The sequence below is a fragment of the Micromonospora sp. NPDC051296 genome, assembly GCF_040682255.1.
In the GTDB taxonomy this organism is placed as follows: Bacteria; Actinomycetota; Actinomycetes; order Mycobacteriales; family Micromonosporaceae; genus Micromonospora; species Micromonospora craterilacus.
Genome location: NZ_JBFBAO010000003.1, coordinates 43,801 through 55,242, shown reverse-complemented (window position 1 = coordinate 55,242; position 11,442 = coordinate 43,801). Strand labels below are relative to the sequence as shown.

10 protein-coding genes and 1 riboswitch are annotated in these 11,442 nt (G+C 72.6%); of the genes, 2 read left to right on the top strand and 8 right to left on the bottom strand.

Annotated features, from left to right (window positions below):
- Window positions 1-80: 80 nt before the first annotated feature.
- The 3 genes from AB0M52_RS00820 to AB0M52_RS00810 all read right to left on the bottom strand — a co-directional run bounded on the left by AB0M52_RS00820 (window position 81) and on the right by AB0M52_RS00810 (window position 2,050).
- Entirely contained in the window at window positions 81-629 is a 549-nt protein-coding gene (locus AB0M52_RS00820; protein ID WP_363946977.1) for a DsbA family protein, read from the bottom strand.
- Window positions 630-694: 65 nt separating this feature from the next.
- Window positions 695-1,384: a BON domain-containing protein gene (locus tag AB0M52_RS00815; protein WP_363946966.1), complete on the bottom strand. Its 690-nt coding sequence runs from the start codon at window positions 1,382-1,384 to the stop codon at window positions 695-697.
- Between the two features lie 465 nt (window positions 1,385-1,849).
- Window positions 1,850-2,050 carry a hypothetical protein gene (locus AB0M52_RS00810; protein WP_363946964.1) on the bottom strand — a complete coding sequence of 67 codons (201 nt, stop codon included), beginning with the start codon at window positions 2,048-2,050 and terminating at the stop codon, window positions 1,850-1,852.
- A 335-nt stretch (window positions 2,051-2,385) separates the two neighbouring features.
- Between AB0M52_RS00810 and AB0M52_RS00805 the strand changes: the two genes are divergently transcribed.
- Window positions 2,386-4,386, top strand: a complete 2,001-nt coding sequence (locus tag AB0M52_RS00805) for a cellulose-binding domain-containing protein (RefSeq protein ID WP_363946962.1) — start codon at window positions 2,386-2,388, stop codon at window positions 4,384-4,386.
- Between the two features lie 76 nt (window positions 4,387-4,462).
- On the opposite strand, the gene AB0M52_RS00800 is transcribed toward AB0M52_RS00805, so the two are convergent.
- Window positions 4,463-4,867 carry a hypothetical protein gene (locus AB0M52_RS00800; protein ID WP_363946959.1) on the bottom strand — a complete coding sequence of 135 codons (405 nt, stop codon included), beginning with the start codon at window positions 4,865-4,867 and terminating at the stop codon, window positions 4,463-4,465.
- A gap of 456 nt (window positions 4,868-5,323) precedes the next feature.
- Here AB0M52_RS00800 and AB0M52_RS00795 point away from each other — a divergent pair, with 456 nt between their 5' ends.
- Complete coding sequence (locus tag AB0M52_RS00795) at window positions 5,324-5,689, top strand: STAS domain-containing protein (RefSeq protein ID WP_111218982.1); 366 nt, start codon at window positions 5,324-5,326, stop codon at window positions 5,687-5,689.
- Window positions 5,690-5,828: 139 nt separating this feature from the next.
- Here the strand turns inward: AB0M52_RS00795 and AB0M52_RS00790 are convergent, their stop codons facing one another.
- The 4 genes from AB0M52_RS00790 to AB0M52_RS00775 form a co-directional block, all read right to left on the bottom strand.
- Window positions 5,829-6,929, bottom strand: coding sequence for a hypothetical protein (locus tag AB0M52_RS00790; protein ID WP_363946956.1), 1,101 nt, complete (start codon window positions 6,927-6,929; stop codon window positions 5,829-5,831).
- A 4-nt stretch (window positions 6,930-6,933) separates the two neighbouring features.
- A riboswitch (cyclic di-AMP (ydaO/yuaA leader) is annotated at window positions 6,934-7,065 on the bottom strand.
- A gap of 96 nt (window positions 7,066-7,161) precedes the next feature.
- Window positions 7,162-8,079 carry a cation diffusion facilitator family transporter gene (locus AB0M52_RS00785; RefSeq protein ID WP_363946953.1) on the bottom strand — a complete coding sequence of 306 codons (918 nt, stop codon included), beginning with the start codon at window positions 8,077-8,079 and terminating at the stop codon, window positions 7,162-7,164.
- 108 nt (window positions 8,080-8,187) lie between these two features.
- A complete protein-coding gene (locus AB0M52_RS00780; protein WP_363946951.1) occupies window positions 8,188-10,302 on the bottom strand; it encodes an AAA family ATPase in 2,115 nt (704 codons plus the stop codon).
- 112 nt (window positions 10,303-10,414) lie between these two features.
- Entirely contained in the window at window positions 10,415-11,347 is a 933-nt protein-coding gene (locus tag AB0M52_RS00775) for an alpha/beta hydrolase (protein ID WP_363946949.1), read from the bottom strand.
- Window positions 11,348-11,442 lie beyond the last annotated feature (95 nt).

The window sequence follows — 11,442 nt, the reverse complement described above, 5'->3', positions numbered from 1 at the left end:
GGTTGATCAAGGAGTTTGCGTCACGATCGCCGGCGTGTCGTGACGCAGACCCCTTGATCAACCCGGCGGGGGTGGGTGGGTTAGGGGGTGGCGGCGGTGTCGACGGTGGTGAGGAGGGTGGCCAGGTCGAAGTCGCCGTCGTGGCGGGTGTCGTTGACGAAGAGGGTGGGGGTGGCGTTCACCCCGCTGCGGATACCGCCGACGAAGTCGTGTCGGATCCGGTCGGCGTTGCCGTGCCGCCCGATCTCCGCGTCCACCTCCTCGACGGGCAGGCCGAGCTGCTCGACGCCGAGCGTCAGGTGCACCGGGTCCAGCTGGTCCTGGTGCTCGAAGAGCCAGTCGTGCATCTCCCAGTACCGGCCCCGCCGCCCGGCGGCCTCCGCCGCCTCGGCGGCGCGTTCGGCGTACGGGTGGAGGTTGGCGATCGGGAAGTGGCGGTAGACCAGGCGGACCGTGTCGGCCCGTTGGCGCAGCACCTCCCGAAGGTTGGCGTGCGCGAGCCCGCAGAAGGGGCACTGGAAGTCGCCGTACTCGACGATCGTCACCGGCGCGTCCGCCGGGCCCCGGACGTGGTCGCGTTCGGTGACGGGAGTGCGGAGCCGCGCAGTGACCTGCAGTGGCGTGGTCAGCCGATCGGTCATGAGTGCCAGCCTCGTACCCGGCCGGGTGAGGGCGGCTCACCCGGCCCGGGTGGTCAGCGCAGCACCGGGGCCACCGCGATGTGGTTCTGTACCTCGCGGATGCCCGGCGCGGACCAGACGACCCGCTCCACCTCGGCCCGTTCGGGCATCGAGTGCACCAGTCCGCCCAGCAACACCGTGTCACCGTGTACGCGCACCGTGACCTGCTCCGCGGCGGTGGCCCGGTTGCGGGCCAGCGCGTCGACGATCCGCTGGGCCAGTGCCCCGCCGTCCGGGCGGACCGCCGGCCGGACGGTGATCCCGCTGCTGACCCCGCGTACGCCGGTCAGCCCGCCGACCGCCTGCTCGGCGGCGCGGCGCTGGTACTCCCACTCGACCTCGCCGTGCAGGGTGACCCAGCCCTGCGAGACGGTCACGTCGAGTTCCTCGACCGGCACGAACGCGTGCCACTGGAGGGCGTGTTCGACGGCCGTGGCGATCTCCGGGTCGGTGCGCTCGGCGCCGGTGACCAGTCGTACGGCGATGTCGTTGGCGACCGCCCGGACCTGGCCGACCCGGTGGGTGGCTCGCTCCGCCGCCCACTTCTTGGCGTAGCTGTCCACCCGCCCGGTCAGGGACACCACGCCCTCGGAGACGGTCACCCCGATCTCGTGCGGTTGCACCCGGGGTTCCCAGTCGAGTTCGTCGAGCACCGCGCTCTGGATGTCCTGGTCGGTGCGGTTGATCGTCGAGATGTTGGCCATCGGTCGCTCCTCTCTCGGAGGCGGTGCGGACCGGGAGGGCGGCCCGCCGTGGAACGAGCCTGGTGACCGATCGGGTGATCCGGCCTCACCCGGACCGGACGAGGCGATGGGAGCGCTTCCAATCCACTTTCGGAAGGGCTAGGGTGAGCGCATTCCTCGGGTGCGGGAGCCGTCGCGCCGGTAGCCGGAGTCAGGGCAGCTCCGACGGGTGTTCCGCGTACGTCGCCCGCCCCGCGTGGGGCACGGGCGTGTCCCCCGAGAGGAACCGCAGATGCGGAGAAGTTTCGTCGGCGCGGTGGTGTCCGCGCTGGTCGCCGCCGCGGCCGTGGTGGCGGTGCCGCTCACGGCCTCCTCGGCGCCGACCGCGCTGGTCGCCGCCGAGGCGTACACCTGGAAGAACGTCCGGATCGACGGCGGTGGCTTCGTCCCGGGCATCATCTTCAACCCCACCGAGAGAAATCTGATCTACGCCCGGACGGACATCGGCGGCGCGTACCGGTGGGACCAGTCGAGCCAGTCCTGGATCCCGCTGCTGGACTGGGTCGGCGAGAACCGGTGGGGGTGGAACGGCGTGGTCAGCCTCGCCACCGACCCGGTGCAGACCAACCGGGTGTACGCGGCCGTCGGCATGTACACCAACAGCTGGGACCCGAACAACGGGGCCATCCTGCGCTCCACCGACAAGGGCAATACCTGGCAGGCGTTCGAACTGCCGTTCAAGAACGGCGGCAACATGCCCGGCCGGGGCATGGGGGAGCGGCTGGCCGTCGACCCGAACCGCAACAGCGTCGTCTACTACGGCGCCGAGGGCGGCAACGGCCTGTGGCGCAGCACCGACTACGGCGCCACCTGGGCGAAGGTGGCCAACTTCCCCAACGTCGGCAACTACCGCGCGGATCCGAACGACAGCAGCGGCTACCAGAGCCAGAACCAGGGCCTGACCTGGGTCAGCTTCGACAAGTCCACCGGTACGCCGGGCAACCTCACGCAGACCATCTACGTTGGCGTGGCTGACAAGGCCAATCCGGTCTACCCGCAGCACCAACGGCGGCAGCAGTTGGGAGCGGATCCCCGGGCAGCCGACCGGTTACCTCGCCCACAAGGGCGTGGTGGACCACGTCGGTGGTCACCTCTACCTCGCCACCAGCGACACCGGCGGCCCGTACGACGGCGGCAAGGGCGACGTCTGGAAGTTCACCCGGGCCACCGGCACCTGGACGCAGATCAGCCCGGTACCGTCCAGCAGCGGCGACGCCTACTTCGGCTACAGCGGCCTGACCATCGACCGGCAGCGGCCGAACACCCTGATGGTGGCCACCCAGATCTCCTGGTGGCCGGACGCCATCTTCTGGCGCAGCACCGACGGCGGGGCGACGTGGAGCCGGATCTGGGACTGGGGCAGCTACCCCGGACGCACCAAGAAGTACACGATGGACATCAGCTCGGTGCCCTGGCTGACCTTCGGCGCCAACCCCCAGCCGCCCGAGGAGACGCCGAAGCTGGGCTGGATGAACGAGTCGGTCGAGATCGACCCACACGACTCCAACCGCTTCCTGTACGGCACCGGCGCGACCATCTACGGCAGCACCGACCTGACCCGATGGGACACCGGCGGTACGGTCACCATCCGGCCGATGGTCAAGGGGCTGGAGGAGACCGCGGTGCTCGACCTGATCAGCCCGCCGTCCGGCGCGCCGCTGGTCAGCGCGCTCGGTGACATCGGCGGATTCCGGCACACCAACCTCGACGCCGTACCGTCGATGATGTTCACCCAGCCGGTCTTCACCAGCACCACCAGCCTCGACTACGCCGAGGCCAACCCGTCGGTGATGGTCCGGGCCGGCAATTTCACCGACGCCGACCGGCCGAACGACAGCCACGTCGCGTTCTCCACCGACGGCGGGGCGAACTGGTTCCAGGGCACCGAACCCGGCGGGATCAACAACGGCGGCACGGTCGCCGCGGCGGCCAACGGCAGCCGCTTCGTCTGGGCGCCGGGCGACGCCGGCCAGCAGGTCGTCCACTCGGTCGGCTTCGGCAACTCGTGGACCGCCTCGACCGGCATCCCGGCCAACGCGATCGTCGAATCCGACCGGGTCAACCCGAACAAGTTCTACGGCTTCAGCGGCGGCCGGTTCTACCTGAGCACGAACGGCGGGGCCAGCTTCACCGCGTCCGCCGCGACCGGGCTGCCGGCCACCGGCAACGTCCGGTTCAAGGCTCTCCCCGGCAAGGAGGGCGAAGTCTGGCTGGCCGGCCAGGGCGGGCTGTGGCGCTCCACCGACTCCGGAGCCAGCTTCACCAGGTCGACCAACGTCAGCACCGCGGGCAACATCGGCTTCGGCCGGGCCGCCCCCGGGCAGACGTACCCGGCGCTGTACCTGTTCGGCACGGTCGGCGGCCAGCCCGGGGTGTACCGGTCGGACGACGTCGGCGCGAACTGGGTACGCATCAACGACGACCAGCACCAGTACGGCAACGCGGGTGACGCGCTCACCGGCGACCCCCGCGTCTACGGCCGGGTGTATCTGGGCACCAACGGCCGGGGCATCCTGGTCGCCGACCGCGTCGGCGGCACCCCGACGCCGACGCCGACCAGTCCCTCACCGAGCCCCACCAGCCCGACCCCGTCACCCACCTCCCCGTCCCCGACGCCCACCAGCCCGCCCCCGACCAGCCCGCCGCCGTCGCCCACCGGCGGGTGCACGGCCACGTACCAGGTGGTCAACTCCTGGCCCGGCGGTTTCCAGGGCGACGTGGTGGTGCGCAACTCGGGCACCGCGCCGATCAGCGGTTGGACGGTCGGCTGGACGTTCCCGAGCGGCCAGCAGATCACGCAGATCTGGGGCGGCACCCACACCCAGACCGGTGCGACCGTCTCGGTCCGGGACGCGGGTTACAACGGCACTCTCGCCCCCGGTGCCACCGGCACCGCCGGCTTCCTCGCCAGCACCACCGGTGCCAACAGTCCACCCACCACCATCACCTGCACCACCCGCTGACCGTCCACACCGCGGCCAGCACAGCGGGCCCCGTCCGACCGGTACGGTCGGGCGGGGCCCGTCGCTCGGTACCGCGTCAGCGGTCGGTCTCGGCGGGAGAGTCGGGGCGTTCCACGTCGACGAAGTCGATGTCCTCGACGGCCCGGTCGTGACTGCCGGCGGCCCGCGCGGCGGTGCCGGCGGCCCAGCCGATCGCGGCACCGACGAGGGCCGCGCCGACCAGCAACGTCCAGGGCAACGCGGGGCGGCGCCCGGCGAGCGCGTCGAAGGCCCGGGTGGCCCGGTGGCGGGCCTCATCGGCGGCCGAGCCCACCAGATCCCCGGCCCCGTCGGCGAGGCCGGCAGAGGTGTGGCGGGCCGAACGGGCGGTGTCGCGGATGCTGTCCCCCGCGGTGTTGACCGCCGAGACGAGGTGCTGCCACGCCTGGTCCGCGATCCGCTCCGGCTTGCTGCGGCGCTCCAGCAGGTTGGTTCCGATCATGGTGCTTCCCTCCTCGACGGTGCCGAGGCCGGTGCCCACATCAGACCTCGGCGGTTTGCCCGGCGTGCGGCGGTTCGCCATCGGAGGCTGTGCCCCGCCGGATGCCGCCGCAAACCCGGCAGAGTCCTCTCGTGGTTGCCGGTCGCCGTGATGCTTTGCACACCTGGCCACCCCTGGCCGGCCGAGTGCAGGTCGGGGGCGGTTTCCGGCAGGCACGCCGAGGTGCCGGATATCGGACGGGCTGGCGCTGGCCCGCTACCCTGGTTCGTCGGCAAGGGCGATGAGCTAACGTCGAGTGGTAGAACCTGAAAAGTCCGGATATGGGGGACTTGACGTGCCCCTGTCCGCGAATTGCTCATCCCGAGGGGTGGCGACCGAGGCCGTCGGAGGAATACTCTCGGTCGCGGCCCGCGTACTGATGAGGCGCCCGTCAGACGGGCGAGTGGAGGTGCTCGCGTGAGCCTGTCGATCCTGCAGACGGTTCGGCCCGGTGGTGTCATCGAGATCGCCCCGCGGGGCGAGATCGACGTCGACACCGCGTACGAGGTGAAAGAGGCCATTGCCGAAGTGCTGGCCAAGGGGCGTCCGGCCCGGATCGAGCTCAACATGCGGCTGGTCACCTTCATCGACTCGGTGGGCATCAGCGCGATGGTCGCCGGCTTCCAGACCGCCGAGGTCAGCGGTGTGAAACTGGTCGTCACGGAGCCGAGCCGGTTCGTCCACCGGCAGCTCTGGGTGACCGGCCTGCTCGGCCTCTTCGGCGCGCCCGAGCCCTATTACGCCGGTGCCGCCGCGACCCCCGAAGTGCTTCCCGGCGCCTGACCGCCACCGTCCCGGCACCACGGCGCCCGGTGCCACGGCGCGTGGCACCGGGCGGACGGGTCCGCGCGTCGCGGGTAGGGCAGACGAACGGCGCCGGGCGGACCGCCCGCTACGGCGGCCCACCCGGCGTCGACGTGGATCAGTACACCGACAGGTGGACGTGGTTGGTGTGGTCGCTGGACGGGTCGCCGCGCCCGCCGCTGTACGCCCGCCACCCGCTGCTGGGCAGCCAGATCTGCTTGTACCAGATCACGTAGAGCACGGCGAGCCGGTCGGAGTTGTTCACGAAGTACGTCGCCAGGTTGTTGCCGTACGTCCGGTCGCCGCCCGTGGCGACCCCGCCGAAGCCGCCCTTCTGGGCCGCGAAGTCACAGGCCCGACCCTTCGGGTGCTCACCCGAGCCGCCGGACCGGTAGCAGGAGACGTACCGGGTGAAGCCGGCCGCCTTGGCCTGGTTCAGCGCGTGCAGCGTACGCGGGGTGATGCAGCCGTTGGCCGGGGTGGGGTCGTTGACGCTGCACGACTCCGCCGGCCACGAGCCGTCCGAGTTGCGGGGCGCGGGCTTGGCCGTGGGGCTTCCGCCGGTACGCGCCGGAGCGCGGTTGGCCCGCTCCGCCGCCTGAGCCCGCTCGGCCGCCTCGGCCCGCTCGTTGGCCACGGTCAACGCCCGCTCGGCCTGCTCCTTGCGCTTGGCCATCACGGCCACCTGCTTGCGCTGCTCCTGAATCTCGCCGTCGAGCGCCTGCTTCGTTCGGCTGATCTCGTCCCGGGTGGCCTGGAGGTCGCGCAGCGCCCGCTCCTCGTTGGCGGCCACCGCGTCCAAAGCCGCCGCCCGGTCCATGAAGCCCGCCGGGGAACCGCTGTTGAGCAGCGCCGACGCGGCGCCGAGCCGCCCGCTGCGATACGCCTGCGCGGCGATCTGGGCGACCTTGGTGCTGCGCTCGGTGAGTTGGCTCTCGGTCGCCTTGAGCTGGTCGGCCAGCTGGCGCTGGCGCTTGACCGAGCGATCGAGCGCGGCCTTGGCGTCGAGGTAGCCCTTGCTGGCCGCCTCCAACTGGGCGCGCAGCGCCGGGGTGCCGCCCTCGTCGCCCACATCGTCGGGAGGCGCCGCGCGCAGCCCCTGCGGCGCGGCTGCGGCGGGTGTGAACGGGGCGAGCGCGACGCCCAGGGCGACGGCGAGCGCCGCGGCGATCAGGGCCGCCATCCGGGCGGCCGGTCTCACGGTTGCCACTGCTGGCATGCACATGTCCTTCCGTCAGCCGCCGACCGGGTTAGCTGACGGGTTCGGGACGGAAGATCCCTACCGCGGACGCGGATGCACCCCAGGAACATGGTTCCCCGGTTCGCCCTGGCGGGCGATTAGGCGGCGGCCGCCGCCGGCACCGGTGGGTGCCGCCTGGCGGGGGCCGGGTCAGAGCCTACCGGTGCTGGTGGGGACGGTGCAGCCGATGTGACTCCTGGTATTTGTTTCACTACCACTCGACCGCCCCGCAGGCCTCAGGGTTCGCTCCCGGCTCGATCTGCAACGTGGCGTGTTCGATGTGGAAGTCCTCGTTCAGCGCCGCCTGGGCCGCCGCCAACACCGCGCCCACCTCGGCGCCGGGTGCCATGGCCAGGTGGGCCGAGGCCACCTCCATGCCGGAGGTGAGCGTCCAGACGTGCAGGTCGTGGACGCCGGCCACGCCGGGCACCGCGGCCAGCCGGTCGTGCACCGCGGTGACCTGGAGGTGCTCCGGGGCGGCCTGCACCAGGATCCGTACCGCGGCCCGGCCGAGGCGCCAGGTGCGCGGCAGGATGAACGTGCCGATCGCGACCGCGACCAGCGGATCCGCCCACCACCACTCGGTCACCGCGATCAGCAGCGCCGCCCCGATCACGCCCAGTGAGCCGAGCAGGTCCGCCAGCACCTCCAGGTACGCCCCGCGCAGGTTGATGCTCTCCCGTGCCCCGGACCGCAGCAGCGTGAACGCCGCCAGGTTGGCGAGCAGGCCGAGTACCGCCACCACCAGCACCGGCCCGGCGAGCACCTCGGGCGGGTTGCCGAACCGGCGTACCGCCTCGACCAGCACGTAGACCGCGACGCCGGAGAGCAGCACGGCGTTGGCCAGCGCGGCGAGCACCTCCAGGCGGTAGAGCCCGAAGGTGCGCTGCGGGTCGGTGCCGGCCCGGCGGGTGGCGGCGACGGCGGCCAGGGCCATCCCGATGCCGAGCACGTCGGTGAACATGTGCCCGGCGTCCGAGAGCAGGGCCAGCGAGCCGGTCCGCAGGGCGGTACCCGCCTCGATCAGCATCAGGACGCTGAGCAGGGCGAACGCCGCCAACAACCGGCCGGAGTGGCGGTGCGCGGCGTTCGACACCGCGGCGTGGTGGTGGTCATGACCCGCGCCCACGCAGACACTTTCCGTCGTCCACCGGACCGGGGCCGGATCTATGCCAACATCGCTATGTATGCAATCGTCGGTCCACCCGCTCAAGCCGGGTCGGCCCGCCGCGCCGGGTCAGCCGGTCGGGTCGACCGTGGTCAGCCGCTGGGTGGCCCGGGACAGCGCGACATAGAGAGTCCGTACGCCGGCACCGGGCTCCGCACGGATCTCCCCCGGGGCGACCAGCACCACCCCGTCGTACTCCATGCCCTTGGCCTCCAGGCTGGTCACCACCTGGAGTCGCTCCCCGCCGAGCCCGCCGAGCCAGGCCGCGACCTCGTCCCGGCGCGGCACCGGGGTGATCACGCCGACCGTGCCCTCGACCTCGCCGAGCAGGGCGCTCGCGGCCGTCACCAGGCTGGTCTCCAACTCCGCCGCGGGCACCGCCAGTTGGACCGGGTCGACCCCGGTGGACCGGACCGCGGTGGGCAGTGCGAGATCCGGGTACGCCCGACGGATCTCGGCCGCCGCCACCGCGAAGATCTCGGCCGAGTTGCGGTAGTTGGTGGTGAGCGTGAAGCGGTGCCGGCGGCGCTGGCCCAGTGCCTGGTCCCGGGCCCGGGACAGCTCCTGCGGATCGCCCGTCCACGCGGTCTGCGCCGGATCACCCACCACCGTCCAGGACGCCAGCCGCCCGCGCCGGCCGATCATCCGCCACTGCATCGGCGAGACGTCCTGCGACTCGTCGACCACCACGTGGGCGTAGTCCCGGTAGTCCTCGGGGCGCTCGCGGGCCGCCTGCCGGGCGGCCCGCTGCCGGTCGGCGAAGGTGCTCAGCTCGCGGACCCCGCCGGCCAGCTGGAACGGGTCCCGCTTCCGGCGGGCGGGTCGCATCGGCTTGCCGAGCAGCGCGTCCAGCTCGTCGAGCAGCGCGACGTCGGCGACGCTCGGCCCCTCGTCGGCCAACCCCCGGTACGCCTGCCCCAGCAGCCGGATCTCGGCGTTGGAGAGGATGCCGGCGGCGTACCGGCGCAGCCGCTCGGGACCGGCCAGCCAGCCGAGCACGTGTCGGGGATGCAACCGGGGCCACCAGACCTTGAGGAAGTCCCGGAAGTCCGTGCGGTCGATCAGCTCGTCCTCGAAGGCACGCTGCTCGGGCAGCCCGGAGATGCCCAGCCGGCGGGCCTGCGACCAGAGTGCGGCGAGCACCCCGTCGAAGCCGGCCCGGCGTACCTCGTTGCGCCGGGCGCCCCGGGGCAGCGCCCGGTCCCGGATCGCGTCCAGTTCGGCCCGTTCCAGCCGCAGCAACTGCCCCCGGTAGAGCAGGCGCAGCTCGGCCGGGGAGTCGGGCACCGCGTCCCGGGCCGCCCGCTCCAGCACCCGGCGCATCCGCAGCGAACCCTTGACCGCCGCCACCTCGGGCGGGTCGGTGCGGCGGGCCACCAGCCCGGGAAAGAGGGTGCCCAGCGAGTGCAGGGTGGCGGTGTTCTCACCCAGCGACGGCAGCACCGAGGCGATGTACTCGACGAAGACCGAGGACGGACCGACCACCAGGATGCCGCCGCCCGCGTACCGGCTGCGATCGGCGTAGAGCAGGTACGCGGCGCGGTGCAGGGCGACCGCCGTCTTGCCGGTGCCCGGACCGCCGGAGACGATCGTGACACCGGAACCGGGGGAGCGGATCGCGTCGTCCTGTTCGCGCTGGATGGTCGACACGATGTCGCGCATGCCCCGCCCGGTGGCCCGGGACAGGGTGGCCAGCAGCGCCCCGTCGCCCACCACCGGCATGTCCGGCGGCGCGGCGTCCGGGTCGAGCAGGTCGTCCTCGATCCGGGTGACCCGCTCCCCGCTGGACTGGATCGTCCGGCGCCGCACCACGCCGAGCGGCTCGGCGGGGGTGGCCCGGTAGAACGCGGCGGCGGCCGGGGCCCGCCAGTCCACCACCAGAGTGGTGGCGTCCTCGTCGCGGATGCCGAGCCGCCCGACGTACAGCACCTGCCCGTCGTGCAGGTCGAGCCGGCCGAAGACCAGCCCCTCGTACTCGGCGTCGAGCAGGTGACGTCGCTGCGCGGCGTGGAAGACCATCGCGTCGCGCTCGACCAGCGCGCCGAAGTTGCCGACCCGGGCCAGCCGGTAGCCGTCCCGTTCCGCGCGCACCGCGGATCGGCGCAGCTCGGCGAGGCGTGCGTACACCCGGTCGAGATGCCGTTGCTCGGCGGCGATCTCCTGATCCAGGGTGCTCTGATCCACCGCTCGCTTCTCCTCGTGACGCCGCCCGGCCAACCGCACGAGATTACGCCCCGCGTCGAAGATGCAAGGAAGGGCACCTTGTTAACGCCTGCGGTAGAGCAGGGGCCCCTTCTTAACGGCGCGCCCGCCGGGCGGCGGTGCGGGCGGGGGTGGCGTCGAGGACCCGGCGCAGCACGGCGGACAGGGCGGCGTTGACCTCGTCGGGGCGCTCCATCATCAGCATGTGGCCGGCACCGGGACAGACGGTCAGCTCGGTGGCCGGCAGCGCGGCGGCGATCGACTCCGCGCACGGTGGCGGGGTGAGTCGATCCCGGTCGCCGACCAGGGCCGCCGCCGGCAGGTGGGCAAGCGCGGCGAGCGTCGCCAGCCGGTGCTGGACGCCGATCGACACCCGGAAGCCGCCGATCGAGCGCAGCGAGGCACGGGCCACCGCCGACGTGACCAGGCGGATGTCGGCCGGGTCGCAGCGGTCGCCGAAGAGCATCCAGCGGATGCTGGGCCGCAGCGCGCGCAGCAGGGCCTGGGGCGGCCGCCACGAGCCGCAGCGGGCCATGATCCCGGCCCCGGTGGTCTCGGCCAGCCGGATCACCCGGGCGACCCGCGGCGACAGGCCGTAGACGGTGTGGGTGTGCCCTTCGGCGGTGGTGGAGACGAAGACCAGCCCGGCCACCCGCCGCGCGAAGTGCCCGGGGTGGCGGTGTGCGTACTCCATGATCGTCATGCCGCCCATCGAGTGGCCGACCAGCACCACCCGGCCGGCCGGGACGACCGCGTCCAGCACCGCCGCCAGGTCGTCACCGAGCTGGGCCAGGGTGGCCGTGGGCAGCGCCATGCAGCTGGAGCGGCCGTGCCCGCGCGCGTCGTAGGTGACCACCCGGACCGACCCGAACGCCGTACGCAGGGCGGCCAGCTGCCGGTGCCAGCTGCGCCCGTCCAGCGTCCAGCCGTGCAGCAGCACCGCGGTGACCTCGGCGTCCGCCGGCCCGGTGGCCTCCACGTGCAGGCGTATGTCGTCGGGCAGTCGTACCTCGACGGGCTCTGGCACGCCACCTCCCCAGGGCCGTGCGGATCCGTAACGCCCGGGATACCCGTTGGTAACACCGGTACCCGCCATGACACCACGCGAACCGGGGTGGTGAG

Bases quoted from the DNA above. Each gene is read 5' to 3' on its own strand.
- AB0M52_RS00815 (WP_363946966.1), bottom strand. From the start codon at position 1,384: ATGGCCAACATCTCGACGATCAACCGCACCGACCAGGACATCCAGAGC.
- AB0M52_RS00810 (WP_363946964.1), bottom strand. From the start codon at position 2,050: ATGGCCCCGTTGTTCGGGTCCCAGCTGTTGGTGTACATGCCGACGGCC.
- AB0M52_RS00800 (WP_363946959.1), bottom strand. From the start codon at position 4,867: ATGATCGGAACCAACCTGCTGGAGCGCCGCAGCAAGCCGGAGCGGATC.
- AB0M52_RS00790 (WP_363946956.1), bottom strand. From the start codon at position 6,929: ATGCCAGCAGTGGCAACCGTGAGACCGGCCGCCCGGATGGCGGCCCTG.